Source organism: Pseudomonas sp. PL-6 (genome assembly GCF_054110165.1).
Genome location: NZ_CM134189.1, coordinates 1,862,364 through 1,878,320, shown reverse-complemented (window position 1 = coordinate 1,878,320; position 15,957 = coordinate 1,862,364). Strand labels below are relative to the sequence as shown.

The 15,957-nt window shown below is 65.9% G+C and carries 19 protein-coding genes; 2 read left to right on the top strand and 17 right to left on the bottom strand.

Translation table 11 applies throughout. The features are described from left to right. Positions 1 to 24: 24 nt before the first annotated feature. Positions 25 to 645, bottom strand: a complete 621-nt coding sequence (locus ACW9UL_RS08685) for a TetR/AcrR family transcriptional regulator (RefSeq protein WP_021445429.1) — start codon at positions 643 to 645, stop codon at positions 25 to 27. A 75-nt stretch (positions 646 to 720) separates the two neighbouring features. On the opposite strand from ACW9UL_RS08685, the gene ACW9UL_RS08680 reads away from it, so the two are divergent. Continuing rightward, a complete protein-coding gene (locus ACW9UL_RS08680; RefSeq protein WP_457790165.1) occupies positions 721 to 1,854 on the top strand; it encodes an aminotransferase class V-fold PLP-dependent enzyme in 1,134 nt (377 codons plus the stop codon). 369 nt (positions 1,855 to 2,223) lie between these two features. On the opposite strand, the gene ACW9UL_RS08675 is transcribed toward ACW9UL_RS08680, so the two are convergent. The 13 genes from ACW9UL_RS08675 to ACW9UL_RS08615 all read right to left on the bottom strand — a co-directional run bounded on the left by ACW9UL_RS08675 (position 2,224) and on the right by ACW9UL_RS08615 (position 12,379). Continuing rightward, the gene (locus ACW9UL_RS08675; protein ID WP_122107222.1) at positions 2,224 to 3,003 is read right to left on the bottom strand and encodes a TatD family hydrolase; all 780 of its coding nucleotides are present in this window, start codon (positions 3,001 to 3,003) and stop codon (positions 2,224 to 2,226) included. Positions 3,004 to 3,171: 168 nt separating this feature from the next. After that, positions 3,172 to 3,528 carry a PilZ domain-containing protein gene (locus tag ACW9UL_RS08670; protein ID WP_003245164.1) on the bottom strand — a complete coding sequence of 119 codons (357 nt, stop codon included), beginning with the start codon at positions 3,526 to 3,528 and terminating at the stop codon, positions 3,172 to 3,174. 36 nt (positions 3,529 to 3,564) lie between these two features. Continuing rightward, positions 3,565 to 4,551 carry a DNA polymerase III subunit delta' gene (locus tag ACW9UL_RS08665; RefSeq protein WP_021445432.1) on the bottom strand — a complete coding sequence of 329 codons (987 nt, stop codon included), beginning with the start codon at positions 4,549 to 4,551 and terminating at the stop codon, positions 3,565 to 3,567. Beyond that, positions 4,544 to 5,176, bottom strand: coding sequence for a dTMP kinase (tmk, locus tag ACW9UL_RS08660; protein WP_457790162.1), 633 nt, complete (start codon positions 5,174 to 5,176; stop codon positions 4,544 to 4,546). Before tmk ends, ACW9UL_RS08665 begins: the two co-directional genes overlap by 8 nt. Positions 5,177 to 5,185: 9 nt before the next feature. Next, positions 5,186 to 6,238 carry an endolytic transglycosylase MltG gene (gene mltG / locus ACW9UL_RS08655; protein ID WP_457790160.1) on the bottom strand — a complete coding sequence of 351 codons (1,053 nt, stop codon included), beginning with the start codon at positions 6,236 to 6,238 and terminating at the stop codon, positions 5,186 to 5,188. Positions 6,239 to 6,241: 3 nt separating this feature from the next. Next, a complete protein-coding gene (gene pabC / locus ACW9UL_RS08650; RefSeq protein ID WP_457790158.1) occupies positions 6,242 to 7,057 on the bottom strand; it encodes an aminodeoxychorismate lyase in 816 nt (271 codons plus the stop codon). Next, positions 7,057 to 8,301: a beta-ketoacyl-ACP synthase II gene (gene fabF, locus ACW9UL_RS08645; RefSeq protein WP_031303625.1), complete on the bottom strand. Its 1,245-nt coding sequence runs from the start codon at positions 8,299 to 8,301 to the stop codon at positions 7,057 to 7,059. Before fabF ends, pabC begins: the two co-directional genes overlap by 1 nt. Positions 8,302 to 8,414: 113 nt before the next feature. Beyond that, positions 8,415 to 8,651, bottom strand: a complete 237-nt coding sequence (gene acpP, locus ACW9UL_RS08640; protein WP_003245177.1) for an acyl carrier protein — start codon at positions 8,649 to 8,651, stop codon at positions 8,415 to 8,417. A 199-nt stretch (positions 8,652 to 8,850) separates the two neighbouring features. Next, positions 8,851 to 9,594: a 3-oxoacyl-ACP reductase FabG gene (gene fabG / locus ACW9UL_RS08635; RefSeq protein WP_021445437.1), complete on the bottom strand. Its 744-nt coding sequence runs from the start codon at positions 9,592 to 9,594 to the stop codon at positions 8,851 to 8,853. A gap of 15 nt (positions 9,595 to 9,609) precedes the next feature. Next, positions 9,610 to 10,548: an ACP S-malonyltransferase gene (fabD, locus tag ACW9UL_RS08630; RefSeq protein ID WP_457790155.1), complete on the bottom strand. Its 939-nt coding sequence runs from the start codon at positions 10,546 to 10,548 to the stop codon at positions 9,610 to 9,612. A gap of 93 nt (positions 10,549 to 10,641) precedes the next feature. Continuing rightward, the gene (gene plsX / locus ACW9UL_RS08625) at positions 10,642 to 11,652 is read right to left on the bottom strand and encodes a phosphate acyltransferase PlsX (protein ID WP_457790153.1); all 1,011 of its coding nucleotides are present in this window, start codon (positions 11,650 to 11,652) and stop codon (positions 10,642 to 10,644) included. Between the two features lie 3 nt (positions 11,653 to 11,655). Then, positions 11,656 to 11,838: a 50S ribosomal protein L32 gene (gene rpmF, locus ACW9UL_RS08620; protein ID WP_003245185.1), complete on the bottom strand. Its 183-nt coding sequence runs from the start codon at positions 11,836 to 11,838 to the stop codon at positions 11,656 to 11,658. A gap of 13 nt (positions 11,839 to 11,851) precedes the next feature. Further along, positions 11,852 to 12,379, bottom strand: a complete 528-nt coding sequence (locus tag ACW9UL_RS08615; RefSeq protein WP_397497464.1) for a YceD family protein — start codon at positions 12,377 to 12,379, stop codon at positions 11,852 to 11,854. Positions 12,380 to 12,485: 106 nt separating this feature from the next. On the opposite strand from ACW9UL_RS08615, the gene ACW9UL_RS08610 reads away from it, so the two are divergent. After that, complete coding sequence (locus tag ACW9UL_RS08610) at positions 12,486 to 13,064, top strand: Maf family protein (RefSeq protein ID WP_021443199.1); 579 nt, start codon at positions 12,486 to 12,488, stop codon at positions 13,062 to 13,064. Positions 13,065 to 13,115: 51 nt separating this feature from the next. Here the strand turns inward: ACW9UL_RS08610 and sppA are convergent, their stop codons facing one another. Genes sppA through rluC form a run of 3 tightly spaced genes read right to left on the bottom strand, consistent with a single transcriptional unit; the run spans position 13,116 to position 15,727 of the window. Further along, complete coding sequence (gene sppA, locus ACW9UL_RS08605; protein WP_021443198.1) at positions 13,116 to 14,096, bottom strand: signal peptide peptidase SppA; 981 nt, start codon at positions 14,094 to 14,096, stop codon at positions 13,116 to 13,118. After that, the gene (locus ACW9UL_RS08600) at positions 14,086 to 14,781 is read right to left on the bottom strand and encodes an HAD-IA family hydrolase (protein ID WP_457790151.1); all 696 of its coding nucleotides are present in this window, start codon (positions 14,779 to 14,781) and stop codon (positions 14,086 to 14,088) included. Before ACW9UL_RS08600 ends, sppA begins: the two co-directional genes overlap by 11 nt. Next, positions 14,774 to 15,727: a 23S rRNA pseudouridine(955/2504/2580) synthase RluC gene (rluC, locus tag ACW9UL_RS08595; protein ID WP_457790149.1), complete on the bottom strand. Its 954-nt coding sequence runs from the start codon at positions 15,725 to 15,727 to the stop codon at positions 14,774 to 14,776. Before rluC ends, ACW9UL_RS08600 begins: the two co-directional genes overlap by 8 nt. Positions 15,728 to 15,957: the final 230 nt, after the last annotated feature.

Sequence of the window (15,957 nt, the reverse complement as noted above, 5' to 3'; positions counted from 1 at the left end):
GACCGGGGTCGCGGCGGGGAAGGGTTAGTCGCGTTTGCGCTTATTGCCCATGCGCACGCCGATATCCATGAGGAACTGGAAGAAGCCTTCCTGATCCTCCAGCACGTTGCTCCAGAACGGCGAGTGGTACAGCGCCACGGCGCCATGCACCAGCGCCCAGGCGGCGCAGTAGTGGAAGTACGGCGGCACGTCTTCCAGCTTGCCTTCGGCGATGCGGCCCTTGATCAGCTGGGTCAGGCGTTCGAAGTTGGAGGCGCGGATCTTGTGCAGCTGCTCGACCATCTCCGGCACCTGGTTGCCCTTGACCACCTTCTCTTCCAGGCGGTCGAACAGGCGATAGCGCTGCGGGTCGCGCATGCGGAACTCGAAGTAGGCACGCGACAGCGCTTCCTTGTCGCGATCCACGTCGGCCGAATGCAGCAGGGCGTTGAGATCGCGCTCGTAGTCGAGCATCAGGCGCAGATAGATCTCCGCCTTGGACTTGAAGTGCTTGTAGATGGTGCCTTTGCCGATACCGACCGCATCGGCGATCATCTCGACGGTGACGCTGTCTTCGCCCTGTTCGAGGAAGAGTTTCAGCGCTGTGTCGAGAATCTCCTGCTCGCGGCGACGGAATTCGCGGACCTTACGGGGTTCTTTCTGCATAAAGGGACTGTGGGGTCAAAAATCGAAGCCGCGTATTATGCCTAAATGTGGCCAAATTGCACGGATCATCCGACCATGTACGTGTTTCACGATGAGTTTCCCCAAGAAAGTGGACTGCGTTATCTGAACCACGCGGCGGTGGCGCCCTGGCCGAAACGCAGTGCCGAAGCGGTTCGGCGCTTCGCCGAAGCGAACGTGAGCAGCGGCGCGCGTGATTATCCGGACTGGCTGAAACTAGAGCGTAGCCTACGCGAACGATCAGTGCGTCTGCTGAATGCACCGAGCACCGGCGATATCGCACTGGTCAAGAACACCTCCGAGGCCCTGTCCTTCGTCGCCTTCGGCCTCGACTGGCGCCCGGGCGACCAGGTGATCATCAGCGACGAGGAATTCCCCTCCAACCGCGTGGTCTGGCTGACCCTGGCGCCGCTGGGAGTGGAGGTGATCGAGGTCAGCCTGCGCGGCGTCGATGCCGAGGCCGCCCTGCTCCAGGCCATCGGGCCGCGAACCCGACTGCTGTCGATCAGCGCGGTGCAGTATGCCAGCGGCCTGCGCCTGGACCTGCCGCGCCTCGGCCAGGGCTGTCGCGCGCGCAGCGTGCTGTTTTGCGTGGACGCCATCCAGCAGCTCGGCGCCCTGCCCTTCGACGTGCAGGCCTGCGCCTGCGACTTCGCCATGGCCGACGGCCACAAGTGGCTGCTGGGGCCGGAGGGCCTGGGGCTGTTCTATTGCCGCAGCGAGCTGCGCGATCAACTCAAGCTGCACGAATACGGCTGGCACATGCTGGAACACGCCGGCGACTACAACCGCCAGGACTGGCAGCCGGCGCGCAGCGCGCGGCGCTTCGAGTGCGGCAGCCCGAACATGCTCGGCGCCTTCGCCCTGGAGGCCAGCCTGTCGCTGCTGGAAGAGGTCGGCATGCAGCGGGTCGGCGCACTGCTCGCCGAACGCGTGCAGTGGCTGCTCGACGGCATCCAGGCCCTGCCCGGTGCGACGCTGCACAGCCCGGTCGAGGTCGAACGGCGCGCCGGCATCCTCACCTTCAGCCTGGCCGGACACGACAACCAGGCGCTGCACCAGCGCCTGCGCGACGCCGGGGTGATCTGCGCACAACGTGGACCGGGCGTGCGCTTTTCGCCGCATTTCTACACCAGCGCCCAGGTGATCGAGGAAACCCTGGGGCTGCTGGGCCAGCTGGCAAGAGGCTGAGAACTCAGCAGCCGCCGCGGTATTCCAAATCTGTTTAAAAAACGCACGATTTCGCCTGGACGCGCGGCAATCCTGGCCAATACTGGAGATTACTGGTGCGCGGCATCTCCCCCCAAGTGCCCCGCCAGCCAAGGTACCGTGGACCGCGTACCTTGATTTACTCCTAATGGTCTTGACCCGGATTCATCCCCCAGAACCCGGGTTTTTTTTGGCCGATGAAAATTCACCCTGATTCATAAGCGTGGCAGCGGCTTCAGCCGCGAAGCCGGTATCGGCCTTCGCGGTTGACGCGCTACGCCGCCCGGCGGCTCTGCGCAAGCCTGGTCCGGGTGCAACCCGGGAATCTTGCAGCCGCGGATTGCCTCCGGGTTACACGCCGGCCAGCGGGAACAGGCGCTTGAAGTTGGCCGAGGTCTGCTCGGCCAGGACCTCGAAGCTCACGCCGCGCAGCACGGCCAGGTATTCAGCCACCTCGCGCACGTATTGCGGCAGGTTGGGCTTGCCGCGATGCGGCACCGGCGCCAGGTAGGGCGAGTCGGTCTCCACCAGCAGGCGGTCGGCCGGCACCTGGCGCGCCACCTCGCGCAGCGCCTCGGCATTGCGGAAGGTGACGATGCCGGACAGCGAGATATAGAAGCCGATATCCAGCGCCGCCTTGGCCATCTCCCAGTCCTCGGTGAAGCAGTGCAGCACGCCGGCCTGCGGCAGCGCCGCCTCGCGCAGCAGCGCCAGGGTGTCGGCGCGGGCTTCGCGGGTATGCACTATCACCGGCTTGCCGGTGATGCGCGCCGCCTCCAGGTGCAGGCGGAAGGAGGCCTGCTGCAGCGCGGCGGATTCGGGTTCGTAGTGGTAGTCCAGGCCGGTTTCGCCGATGGCCACCACCTTGGGATGGGCCAGCTCGGCCAGCAGCCAGTCCAGTGCCGGCGCGGCGCCCGGCTCCAGATCCAGCGGATGCACGCCCACCGAGCAGTCGACATCGGCATAGCGCTCGGCCAGCCCCTTGACCGTGGCGGCGTTGTCGGCGCTGACGCCGATGCACAGGAAATGCCCGACGCCCGCCGCGCGCGCCGCATCCAGGGCAGCATCCAGCGAACCGCCGTGGGCGGCCAGGTCGAGACGGTCGAGGTGGCAGTGGGAATCGATCAGCACAGCGGGGAACTCGGGCAAGGGAAAGGCCCGAATTGTAATCGAAAGCGGCGGAAGGCTGGGCGCGTGGAAGGGGCTTGGGAGCGCAGGATGGGTTGAGCAGCGTAGCGCCGATACCCATCATCCAGACATCGACGGGTGCGCTGCGCTCAGCCCATGCTGCGGCTGCCGTTACATGGTATGGGTCGGACGATCGGACTTCAGCGCGCCGGCCAGGTAGGTCTCGATCTTGTTGCGGGCGGTGTTGTCGCCATCGTTGAACTGCACGCCGACGCCGGCGGCGCGGTTGCCCTGGGCGCCCTTGGGAGTAATCCACACCACCTTGCCGGCCACCGGGATCTTCTCCGGCTCGTCCATCAGGTTGAGCAGCATGAACACTTCGTCGCCGAGCTTGTAGCTCTTATTGGTGGGGATGAAGAGTCCGCCGTTCTTGATGAAGGGCATGTAGGCCGCGTAGAGCACGGACTTGTCCTTGATGGTCAGGGACAAAATGCCGTTACGGGGGCCCAGATTGGGTGGCAAGCTCATCAGGTATTCCTGGCGTCTATTGCGTAATGCCCGATTCTAGCCCGGTCCGGGCAAGCTTGCCCACTGCACCAGTAGGGCTTCGAGAAGCAAGACACGGTTGAGGTTGGCCTTGCCGATCACCTTCTGCCGCTGCGCCAGCAGCCACTCCTGGATCGCCAGCACCTTGGCCTGGGGGGTTTTCTCGGCCAGGTATTGCACCACCTTGCGCATGTCGGCCTGGCCCAGGCCGGCCTCGTCGCGGGTCAGCTGGTAGCGCAGCATCAGCTGCGCCCAGTCGCAGAACCAGTCGAACAGCAGGTTCAGCGGCAGCGCATTCCAGCTTTCCGCCAGCTGGCTGGGGGCGATCTGCTGCTTGAGCAGCTTCTTCACCCCTTCCACCGCCTGCGCGCGCTGTTCGCGCACGCCCTGCCCCTGCAGACGCAGCGCCGCCAGCGGCGAACCGGCGGCCAGGGTCAGCAGCTCGGCGCGCTCCTCCTCGCTCGACTCGGGCAGCGCCTGGGCCAGCCAGGCCAGGCTCAGCGCCTCGCTCGGCAGCGGGCAAGCCTGCTGCACGCAGCGGCTCTTGATGGTCGGCAACAGACGGCTGGGCTGGTGGCTGATCAGCAGCAGCACGGTGGCGCCGGAGGGCTCCTCCAGGCTTTTCAGCAGGGCATTGGCGGCGTTGAGGTTCATCGCTTCGGCCGGCTCCAGCAGCACCACCTTGCGCCCGCCGAGCTGGGCGGTCTGCACCACGAAGTCGACCAGCTCGCGCACCTGATCGACCTTGATCGGCTTGTCCGCCTCTTCCGGCTCCAGCACGTAGTTGTCCGGGTGGGTGCCGGCCGCCAGCAGGTGGCAGGACTTGCACTGGCCGCAGGCGTCCAGGCCGTTCGGGCTCTGGCACAGCAGTCGCGCCATCAGGCGTTCGGCCAGGGCGCGCTTGCCGATCCCGGCAGGGCCGTGCAGCAGGTAGGCGTGGGCATGCTGGCTGCGGCCGGCGAGGTGCTGCCAGAGGCTTTGCTGCCAGGGATAGGCGTCAGCCACGGCAGATCTCCAGCAGGCTCGGCAGCAGGGCGTCGAGATCGGCCTGCACCTGGGCCAGGGTCTGTCCGGCATCCAGCACGCGGTAGCGCTGTGGGGCCTGCGCCGCGCGCTGCAGATAGGCCTGGCGCACCGCCTCGAAGAAGCCGCGGCCTTCCTGCTCGAAACGATCCAGCCGGCCACGGGCGGCGGCGCGGGCCAGGCCCACCTCCACCGGCAGGTCGAAGATCAGGGTCAGATCGGGGCGCAGCTCGCCCTGGACGAAGTTCTCCAGCAGGGCGATGCGCTCGCCGGACAAGCCGCGGCCGCCGCCCTGGTAGGCGTAGGTGGCATCGGTGAAACGGTCGCACAGCACCACGGCGCCGCGCGCCAGCGCCGGGCGGATGACCTGCTGCAGGTGCTGGGCGCGCGCGGCGAACACCAGCAGCAGCTCGGTATCGCTGGCCATGGGCTCGTCGCTGGGTGCCAGCAGCAGTTCGCGGATGCGCTCGGCCAGCGGCGTGCCGCCCGGCTCGCGGGTCAGCAGCACGTCGACGCCGCGCTCGCGCAAGCGCTCGGCGAGGTAGTCGCGGTTGGTGCTCTTGCCGGCGCCTTCCGGGCCTTCCAGGGTGATAAACAGACCGGTCACGGGTTGCCCTTATTGAGTGTCGGCCGCACGCGGTGCGGGGCTGGAGCGATAGTCGGCACGGCGCTTGAGCTGGTACTCGCGCACCGCGCGGTTGTGCTCGGCCAGGGTATTGGAGAACACGTGGCTGCCGTCGCCCTTGGCCACGAAGTACAGCGACTTGCCATCGAGCGGATTGAGCGCAGCATGGATGGCTTCGCGGCCGACCATGGCAATCGGCGTCGGCGGCATGCCGTCGATGGTGTAGGTGTTGTAGGGCGTCGGCGTGCGCAGGTCGGCACGGGTGATGCGCCCGTTGTAGCGCTCGCCCATGCCGTAGATGACGGTCGGGTCGGTCTGCAGGCGCATGCCGATACGCAGGCGGCGGACGAAGACGCCGGCGATCTCGCCGCGCTCTTCCGGCACGCCGGTTTCCTTCTCGATCAGCGAGGCCATGATCAGCGCGTCGTAGGGCTCGCGATAGGGCAGGCCCTCGGCGCGCTTGTCCCACTCCTCGGCCAGCACCGCCTCGAGGCGGGCATTGGCCTGCTTGAGCAGGTCCTCGTCGCTCATGCCGCGCACGTAGCGGTAGGTATCGGGAAAGAAGCGCCCTTCCGGGTTCTGCCCGGCCAGCCCCAGGCGCGCCATCAGCTCGGCGTCGCTAAGCTCGGCCAGGCGTTGTTCGAGACGCTCCTGGCGCGCCAGGGCGGTGCGCACCTGGCGGAAGTTCCAGCCCTCGACCAGGGTCAGGCTGTACTGCATCACCTCGCCGCGCTGCCACAGGCCGAGCATGTCCTTGGCGCTCTGCCCGGGCAGCAGGCGATATTCGCCGCTGTGCAGGGCCGGAGCGCGCAGATTGAAACGCCAGTACAGGCGCAGCCAGAAGGCGTCGTCGATCACGCCCTCGCTTTGCAGACGATTGAGCAGGCCACTGGGAGTGGCGCCGGACGGCACCTCCAGCAGCATTTCCTCGCTCAGTTGCAGGGGCTGCTCCAGCGCCTTCTGCTGTTGCCAGGCGGCCCCGACCACCAGCAGCGCAGCCAGCAGCACGCCGCACTCGAGCAGCACCAAGATCTTGCGTAGCACTAATCAGATATCCAGTAAGTCGCGGACGATGGTCTGCAGTTTACGGGTGAGCGGCCCGACCGGCCAGTGCTGCGCCTGCAGGGCCCGTACCGGCCAGACGCCGTAGAGGCTGTTGCAGAGAAAGACTTCGTCCGCCGCCAGCAGTTCGTCATGGCCGATGTCGCGTACTTCCACCGGCACCCCGAGCGCCCTCGCCTGCTCCAGCAATTCGGCGCGCATCACCCCGGCGACGCCGCAGCGCGACAGGTCGGCGGTCAGCAGAGCACCGCCGCGCAGCAGAAACAGGTTGCTGTAGACCCCTTCGATCACCCGCCCGCTGGCATCGCACATCAAGCCTTCGGCGTGCTCGGCATCCTGCCATTCGGCGCGAGCCAACACCTGTTCCAGGCGATTGAGGTGCTTGAGCCCGGCCAGCAGCGGCTGCTCGGCCAGACGGGTGACGCAGGGAAACAGGCGCACGCCCTGCTCGGCATGCGCGACGGGATACTGCGGCAGCGGCGCAGCCTGCAGGATACGCAGCGGCTGACAGGGCTGCGGTGGCGCATAGCCACGCTGACCCTCGCCGCGGGTAACGATCAGCTTGGCCACGCCCTCGCCGAGCTGCCCGGCGAAGGCCTGCAGCTCGCTGTCCATCAGCGCGAGGTCGAGGGGAATGGCCAGGCGCCGACAGCCCTCGGCCAGGCGCGCCAGGTGCCGCGCCAGCAGCGGGATGCGCCCGCCACGCACGGCGATGGTCTCGAACAGACCATCGCCGTAAGCCAGGCCACGGTCACGCACCGACAACTGTTCGCCGGGCGCGCCGTTGACCCAGCCCGGCATCAGCCGTGGTACCGACGGAACAGCAGCGAACCGTTGGTGCCGCCGAAACCGAAGGAGTTGGACAGCGCCACCTCGATCGGCATGGCCTTGGCCTGGTGCGCGACGAAGTCCAGGTCGCAGCCTTCGTCCGGCTCGTCCAGGTTGATGGTCGGCGGCGCCACCTGGTCGCGGATCGCCAGCACGCTGAAGATCGCCTCCACCGCACCGGCCGCGCCGAGCAGGTGGCCGGTCATCGACTTGGTCGAGCTGACCGACAGCTTATAGGCGTGCTCGCCGAACACGCTCTTCACCGCCGCAGCCTCGGCGATGTCGCCGGCCGGAGTCGAAGTGCCGTGGGCGTTGATGTACTGCACCTGGTCGGCGTTGATGCCGGCATCGCGCAGGGCGGCGGCCATGCAACGCGCGGCACCGGCGCCATCCTCGGGCGGCGAGGTCATGTGGAAGGCGTCGCCGCTCATGCCGAAGCCGATCAGCTCGGCGTAGATGGTGGCGCCACGCGCCTTGGCGTGTTCCAGCTCTTCCAGCACCAGGGCGCCGGCGCCGTCGGACAGTACGAAACCGTCGCGGCCCTTGTCCCACGGCCGGCTGGCCTTGGTCGGCTCGTCGTTGCGGGTGGACAGCGCCCGGGCCGCGCCGAAGCCGCCCATGCCCAGGCCGCAGGCGGCCATCTCGGCGCCGCCGGCGACCATCACGTCGGCCTCGCCATAGGCGATGTTGCGTGCGGCCATGCCGATGCAGTGGGTGCCGGTGGTGCATGCCGTGGCGATGGCGTAGTTGGGGCCCTGCAGACCCAGGTGGATCGACAGGAAGCCGGAAATCATGTTGATGATCGAGCCGGGCACGAAGAACGGCGAAATGCGCCGCGGCCCCTGCTCGTGTAGCGACCTGCAGTTGTTCTCGATATTGGTCAGGCCGCCGATGCCGGAGCCCATGACCACGCCGATGCGCTCACGGTTGGCGTCGGTGACTTCCAGACCGGCATCGCGCATCGCCTGGAAGCTGGCGGCGAGGCCGTACTGAATGAACAGGTCGAGCTTGCGCGCCTCCTTGGCGGAGAGGTACTCCTCGACGTTGAAACCCTTGACCGACCCACCGAAACGGGTGGAGTAGGCGGACAGGTCCATGTGCTCGATCAGGCCGATGCCACTGCGCCCGGCCAAAATGCCCTGCCAGCTGCTCGGCACATCGTTACCCAGCGGCGACAACATGCCCATACCGGTAACCACGACGCGTCTACGCGACACAGCAATCTCCTCTTGTTCTGCCTGATAGCGCCGGAATGCGCCTTGCACGTAAAGAAAAACCGCACGCCTGATGAGGGCAGTGCGGCTTTTCCGTGTCGGGAAGCGACGGTGACTTATTGCGCGTGCGCGGTCACGTAGTCGATGGCTTCCTGAACGGTGGTGATCTTCTCAGCTTGCTCGTCCGGGATCTCGGTCTCGAATTCCTCTTCGAGAGCCATCACCAGCTCGACGGTGTCAAGGGAGTCGGCACCCAGGTCTTCGACGAAGGAAGCGCTGTTGGTGACTTCCTCTTCCTTCACGCCCAGTTGCTCGGCAACGATTTTCTTGACGCGTTCTTCGATGGTGCTCATACCTTGTTTTCACTCCTATTGGACAAATCCAGGCAGCTAGCTGGTAGCGGCCAAGTGTATAGAAAGGGTTTTTAGCATTTCAAGCTGAATGCCGGGGAGCCCCCAGGAACACTTCAACGATCTGTCTATAAACCTGTTGCAGCTTTATAACGGATTTTAGACAGCCACTATGACAGTTTTCTGAAGGCGCTCGTCACATTCAGCTCATATACATTCCGCCGTTCACGGGGATAGTAGCCCCAGTGACGTAGGCTGCGCCATCGGAGGCGAGGAAGGCCACCACCTTGGCGATCTCCTCGGCCTGGCCCAGACGGCCCAGCGGAATCTGGGTCAGCAGCGCGTCGCGCTGGGCTTCCGGCAGTTCGCGGGTCATGTCGGTGTCGATGAAACCGGGGGCCACCGAGTTGACGGTGATCGCCCGCGAGCCCACTTCACGCGCCAGGGCACGGCTGAAACCTTCCAGGCCGGCCTTGGCCGCGGCGTAGTTGACCTGCCCGGCATTGCCCATGGCGCCGACGACGGAGCCAATGTTGATGATGCGGCCGAAACGCGCCTTGGTCATCCCGCGCAGTACTGCCTTGGACAGGCGATACAGGCTGTTGAGGTTGGTGTTGATCACGTCGTACCACTCGTCGTCCTTCATCCGCAGCATCAGGTTGTCACGGGTGATGCCGGCGTTGTTGACCAGGATCAACGGCTGACCAAGATGTTGCTGGATGTGTTCCAGGGTGCTGGCGACCGACTCATCGTTGCTCACGTCGAGCACCAGGCCGGCGCCTTCGACGCCGTTGGCCTTGAGGGTTTCGGCGATGCGCTCGGCGCCCGAGGCGCTGGTGGCGGTGCCGATGACGATGGCGCCCTGACGGCCCAGCTCCAGGGCAATCGCCTGGCCGATACCGCGGCTGGCGCCGGTGACCAGCGCGACCTTACCTTGCAGACTCATGTTCGTTCTCCTTGCTCAGGCCAGAGCCGCGCGGGCGGCGGCAAAGGCATCCGGGGTATCCAGGTTGTGGGTGTTGATGCCCTTGACGCAGCGCTTGTTGAGGCCGCCCAGCACCTTGCCGGGACCGCACTCGACCAGGTCGGTGACGCCCTGCTCGGACAGACGCACCATCGACTCGACCCAGCGCACCGGGCTGTACAGCTGCGCCAACAGGTCGGCCTTGAGGGTGGCCAGGTCGGACACCACGGCGGCGCTGACGTTCTGCACCAGCGGAATCTGCGGTGCCTGCCAGGCGATGGCCTCGACCGACTCGGCGAAACGCTCGGCAGCCGGCTTCATCAGCGCACAGTGCGACGGCACGCTGACCGGTAGCGCCATGGCGCGCTTGGCACCACGCGCCTTGCACGCCTCGATGGCACGCTCGACGGCAGCCGCGCTGCCGGCGATCACCACCTGGCCCGGTGCGTTGAAGTTCACCGCGCTAACCACATCGCCCTGCGCCGCTTCGGCGCAGGCGGCCAGCACGTCGGCATCGTCCAGGCCGAGGATCGCGGCCATGCCGCCCTGCCCGGCCGGCACGGCCTGCTGCATCAGTTGGCCGCGGCGCTCCACCAGCGTCACCGCATCGGCGAAGCCCAGGCTGCCGGCGGCGACCAGCGCGGAATACTCGCCCAGGCTGTGGCCGGCGACGAACGCCGGCTGCGCGCCGCCCTCGGCCTGCCACAGACGCCACAGGGCGATGGAGGCGGTGAGGATGGCCGGCTGGGTCTTGTCGGTCTGGTTCAGTTGCTCTTCCGGGCCCTGCTGGGTCAGCGCCCAGAGGTCGTAGCCGAGCGCTTCGGAGGCTTCACCGAAGGTATCGATCACCAGCTGCTGCTGGGCACCGTGCTCGGCGAGCATGGCCAGGGCTTGCGAGCCCTGACCGGGGAAGACGAATGCGAGGGATGCAGACATGGATAAGTCCCTTGAGTCGGAAAACCAGCGCCAGGGCAAGCCTGGCGCAGCGAACTGACAGTTGGATGACAGGCCGTCGGCCGTGGTCACATCCTACAGCAACAGATCCTCGAGGCGACCGTGCAGGCGCTGCGGCAGATTCTCCTGCACCTCGCGCAGCGCGCAGCGAATCGCGCTCTGGAAACCCTCCTGCCCCGCTGCGCCATGGCTCTTGACCACGATACCCTGCAGGCCGAGAAAGCTCGCGCCATTGTGCTGCGCCGGCGCCAGGTCGGCCTTCAGGCGGCGCAGCAACGGCATGGCCAGCGCCCCCACGGCCTGGGCGAACAGGCCCTGGCGGAACAATGCCTCGACCCGCCCGGCGATCAGTTGCGCCAGGCCCTCGCTGGACTTGAGCAGGATATTGCCGACGAAACCGTCGCACACCACCACATCGGCCTCGCCGCGGTACAGGCCGTCGCCCTCGACATAGCCGACGAAGTTCAGCCCACGCGCCTGCTGCAGGAGGCTGGCCGCCAGCTTGACCTGCTGGTTGCCCTTGATGTCCTCGGTGCCGACGTTGAGCAGCGCCACCCGCGGCCGGCTGACGCCCAGGGTCTCGGCCGCCACCGCGCCCATGATGGCGAACTGGTAGAGATGCTCGGCACTGCAATCGACATTGGCCCCCAGATCCAGCAGGTAGCAGTAGCCGCGCTCGGTGGGCACCGGGCTGACCATGGCCGGCCGGTCGATGCCCGGCAGGGTCTTGAGCACATAGCGCGACAGCGCCATCAGCGCCCCAGTATTGCCGGCACTGACGCAGGCATGGGCCTGGCGCTGACGCACCAGCTCCAGCGCCACGCGCATCGAGGCATCAGGCTTACCACGCAAGGCCTGCGCCGGACGCTCGTCCATGGCGATCACTTCGCCGGCGTGATGAACCTGCAGGCGTGCGCGATCGACGCCGGGCTGGCGGGCGAGCTGTTCTTCGATAAGGGGGGCTTGACCGACGAGGGTCAGGTGCAGCGAGGGGAATTCGGCCAGCGCGGCAATGCAGGCCGGAACAATGCAGTGGGGACCGAAGTCCCCACCCATTGCATCAATCGCGATGATCGAGGCGGACAAGGATTACTCGTCGGCGCCCTTGTCGATCACCTTGCGACCGCGGTACACGCCTTCCGGAGAAACGTGGTGGCGCAGGTGAACTTCACCGGTGCTCTTCTCTACGGACAGGGTGCTGGCCTCGAGGGCGTCGTGCGAACGACGCATGTCGCGGGCGGAACGGGATTTTTTGTTCTGCTGAACAGCCATAACTGATTAACTCCTAAACGTTTGGGTCACGCTTTAACTGCGCCAATACACTGAACGGGTTGGACCGCGATACCTCGTCCTCGCCCGGTTCGATCTCGTCGAGACCGTCCGGCTGCTGGCAATCACCTGGGGCGTGAGCAGGAACGATGGGCAGGGCGAGGAGCAATTCATCCTCGACCAGGCCCAGCATTTCAAGCGGCTCTTCGCCCACTTCCAGCACGTCGTAGCCCTTCGGCAAGGACTGAGTGTTCGCTCCAACCCGAACCACGGCGTATTCACATTCGCTGCGGATGGGTAGCGCGACCAGCTCCAGACAACGCTGGCAGACCATTTTGACCTCAACCTCGAGCTCGCTGCGGATGACCACAGTTTTCTGCTCGTCACGCGCGAAGTGAAACTTCGCCTGCACCACGCCGGCCGTACCGGCAAGCGGGTCGCAGAGACGCGGCAGGCTGGCCAGTTCGAGTTGCCCTTCTAGGGTAACTTCGCGGTCGGCGAGCTTGCGCGGATCAACGTGAGGTGGAATCGGCCCATTCAACATAGGCGCAGCATTCTAGGGATGCACCCTGCCCCTGTCAAAGGAAATTCGGCCTGTCGCGGCACCTGGCGGCTCTTTAGAATGGCCTCCTTATATATAGGAGCCTCATATGCCGCTGCTACTCGCCTCCAGCTCGCCCTATCGCCGCGAACTGCTCGCCCGCCTGCAACTGCCCTTCAGCTGGCAGTCGCCAAGTATCGACGAGACGCACCGCCCCGACGAGACCGCCACAGAGCTGGTCAAACGCCTGGCCGAGGAGAAGGCCCGCGCCCTGGCCGCCAGCCACCCGAATCACCTGATCATCGGCTCGGATCAGGTCGCCGCGCTGGACGATGGCCAGATTCTCGGCAAACCGCACGACCTGGAGCGCGCCCAGGCGCAACTGCGCGCCGCCAGCGGCAGCAGCGTCACCTTTCTCACCGGCCTGGCCCTGCTCGACAGCGCCAGCGGCCGCTGCCAGGTGGACTGCGTGCCCTTCACCGTGCACTTTCGCCAGCTCGACGAGGCGCAGATCCTGCGCTACCTGCAGCGCGAGCAACCCTTCGACTGCGCCGGCAGCTTCAAGTCCGAAGGCCTGGGCATCAGCCTGTTTCGCAGTACCGAAGGCGAAGACGCCACCAGCCTGATCGGCCTGCCACTGATTCGCCTGGTCGATATGCTGCTCAACGAGGGCATCGAGATTCCCTGACAGCCACGAAAAAGGCCTGACAAGCAGGCCTTTTCGCACACGGCAGAGAAATCAGCGCAGCGTCGGCCCCTGAAAGCCCATCCACAGCGCGATACGATCGGCCACGCTGGTGCCCAGGCGTTTGGCGAAGCGATCGAACGGCGTGTCGCGCACGGTGAAATCGACGATCTCCTTCGCCCCCACCACCTCGCGCGCCACATAGCTGGCACTGCCCAGGGCGTCGATCAACCCCAACTGCAACGCCTGCTCGCCCGACCACACCAGCCCGGAGAACAACTCGGGATTCTCCTCGGCCTTGAGTCGCTCGCCACGCCCCTGCTTGACGCTGTCGATGAACTGGCGATGAGTGGTTTCCAGCACGCTCTTCCAGAACTGGGTTTCCTCTTCCTTCGGCGGCTGGAAGGGATCGAGGAAGGCCTTGTGCTCGCCCGAGGTGTAGACCCGACGATCCACGCCCAGCTTCTCCATCACCCCGACAAAACCGAAACCCGCCGCCGTGACGCCGATGGAGCCGACCAGACTGGCCTTGTCGGCGTAGATTTCATCCGCCGCACTGGCGATGTAGTAGGCGCCGGACGCCCCCAGGTCGCTGATCACCGCATAGACCTTGGTCTGCGGGTACTCGCCGCGCAGGCGGCGGATCTCGTCATAGATGTAGCCGGACTGCACCGGGCTGCCGCCCGGGCTATTGATGCGCAGGATCACGCCCTTGGTATTGGCGTCCTCGAAGGCGGCGCGCAGGCTGCCGACTACCTTGTCGGCACTGGCCGCTTCCTGATCGGCGATCATCCCGCGGATCTCGATCAGCGCGGTATGCGCCCCAGCCGTCGAGGCCTTCTTCAGATCCAGCATCGGCACGAACAAGGCCAGCGCCACGAACAGGTAAACGAAGGTCAGCAACTTGAAGAAGATGCCCCAGCGCCGCGAGCGACGCTGCTCCTGCACGCTGGACAACAGGGCCTTCTCCAGCAATTTCCAGCTCTTGGCATCCTCGGCCTCGGGCGACGCCGATGACTTCCACTCATCCGACATATTCATTCACCTCTATCGAGCGCTTCGCCGCCTGACCATCCAGCCAGGTGCGCAGCTCATTGAATTGGTTGATCGCCAGCCGCGGCGCACATTCGCGCAGCACCGACAATGGTTGAGCCCCGAAACCGACCGCCACCGCATCCATCCCGGCATTGCGCGCCATCAGCAGATCGAAGGTCGAGTCACCCACCATCAGCGCCTGCGCCGGCTCCATCCGACAATGTCGCAGAATCTCATGCAGCATGCGCGGGTCGGGCTTGCTCGCGGTCTCGTCGGCGCAGCGGGTGACGTCGAAGTAATCCAGCCAGCCCTTGTCCGCCAGCACCCGCTGCAGGCCATGGCGCCCCTTGCCGGTGGCCACCGCCAATCGATACCCCTGCTCACGAAAGGCTTCGAGCGACTCGCTCACGCCATCGAACAGCGGCGAAGGATCGGTTTCCAGCGCCAGGTACTGCTCGCTGTAGCAGCGGCGAAAGGCTTCGATGCACGCCGGATCGCGGAGTTCCGGATAGAGCGTCTCGATCGCCCGCCCCAGCTCCAGGCCGATGATGCCGCGCACCTCGACGTCGCTGCGGCGCGGCACGCCGCCGACATCGGCGGCGCGATGCATGGCCTCGACGATGCGCCCGATGGAATCCACCAGGGTGCCGTCCCAATCGAAGATCAGCAGTCGATAGTCAGGCACTCAGACGCTCCAGGGTTCGCGCCCACATCTCATCCACCGGCGCCTCCAGGCGCAACTCGCCGCCCTCGGGCAGCGGCACGGTCAGCGCATAGGCGTGCAGGAACAGGCGCTTACCACCCAGCTCGCGAATCTCGCGGGTGAAGTCGTCGTCGCCGTACTTGGAGTCACCGGCAATCGAGTGCCCGGCATGCTTGGCATGCACGCGAATCTGGTGGGTGCGGCCGGTCACCGGCTTGGCCTCGACCAGGGTGGCGAACTCGCCGAAGCGGCGCAGCACGCGGAACAGCGTCAGCGCCTCCTTGCCTTCACCGTCGACCTCGACCATGCGCTCGCCGGAACGCAGGTTGCTCTTCTGCAGCGGCGCATTGACCTGCTTCTTGGCGGTCGCCCAATGGCCGCGCACCAGCGCCATATAGCGCTTGTCGACGCCGTCGCCGCGCAGCGCCTCGTGCAGGTGGCGCAACATGCTGCGCTTCTTGGCGATCATCAAAAGGCCGGAGGTGTCACGATCCAGGCGATGCACCAGCTCCAGATCCTTGGCCTCAGGACGCAACTGGCGGAACGCTTCGATCACGCCGTAGTTGAGGCCGCTGCCGCCATGCACGGCGATGCCGGCCGGCTTGTTCAGCACGATCAGCGCCTTGTCCTCGTAGACGATGGCCGCCTCCAGGCGCTCGAGCAGGCCCTGCGCCAGCGGCTCGGGCTCGTCGCGTTCGGCCAGGCGCAGCGGCGGCACGCGCACGATGTCGCCGGCCTGCAGCTTGTACTCGGGCTTGATCCGACCCTTGTTCACCCGCACCTCGCCTTTGCGCAAGATGCGGTAAATCAGGGTCTTGGGCACGCCCTTGAGCTGTGTCCGGAGGAAATTGTCGATGCGTTGGCCGGCGAGTTCCGGTGCAACCTCGATCAGCTGAACGCCGGAGGTTGGAGAGGCGGGAGTAGTCATCGCGCAATCATAACAATTTTTTATGGAATTGAAGCACTTAATCATTGCTGCTATAGTCGCGAACGCCGCCAAAAGCGGCCTGGCTTGCGGATGATCGCCAAACGTGCCATCCCCTGCCCGCGCAACCCATTGAGGACGTGAGGCCGTCCGACGGATTCTTCGGCTTAGAAAGGCCGCAAAAGGCCGCGAAGAGTTCGGAAATAAAGCCTTGAGTATGATGCGCGATTCGC

Coding starts and splice junctions, on each gene's coding strand:
- fabG (WP_021445437.1), bottom strand. CDS start 9,594: ATGAGTCTGCAAGGTAAGGTCGCGCTGGTCACCGGCGCCAGCCGCGGT.
- ACW9UL_RS08680 (WP_457790165.1), top strand. CDS start 721: ATGTACGTGTTTCACGATGAGTTTCCCCAAGAAAGTGGACTGCGTTAT.
- pabC (WP_457790158.1), bottom strand. CDS start 7,057: ATGCCGGGCTGGGTCAACGGCGCGCCCGGCGAACAGTTGTCGGTGCGT.
- ACW9UL_RS08615 (WP_397497464.1), bottom strand. CDS start 12,379: ATGTTGAATGGGCCGATTCCACCTCACGTTGATCCGCGCAAGCTCGCC.
- ACW9UL_RS08685 (WP_021445429.1), bottom strand. CDS start 645: ATGCAGAAAGAACCCCGTAAGGTCCGCGAATTCCGTCGCCGCGAGCAG.
- sppA (WP_021443198.1), bottom strand. CDS start 14,096: ATGTCGGATGAGTGGAAGTCATCGGCGTCGCCCGAGGCCGAGGATGCC.
- ACW9UL_RS08610 (WP_021443199.1), top strand. CDS start 12,486: ATGCCGCTGCTACTCGCCTCCAGCTCGCCCTATCGCCGCGAACTGCTC.
- fabD (WP_457790155.1), bottom strand. CDS start 10,548: ATGTCTGCATCCCTCGCATTCGTCTTCCCCGGTCAGGGCTCGCAAGCC.
- rluC (WP_457790149.1), bottom strand. CDS start 15,727: ATGACTACTCCCGCCTCTCCAACCTCCGGCGTTCAGCTGATCGAGGTT.
- rpmF (WP_003245185.1), bottom strand. CDS start 11,838: ATGGCTGTTCAGCAGAACAAAAAATCCCGTTCCGCCCGCGACATGCGT.
- ACW9UL_RS08670 (WP_003245164.1), bottom strand. CDS start 3,528: ATGAGCTTGCCACCCAATCTGGGCCCCCGTAACGGCATTTTGTCCCTG.
- acpP (WP_003245177.1), bottom strand. CDS start 8,651: ATGAGCACCATCGAAGAACGCGTCAAGAAAATCGTTGCCGAGCAACTG.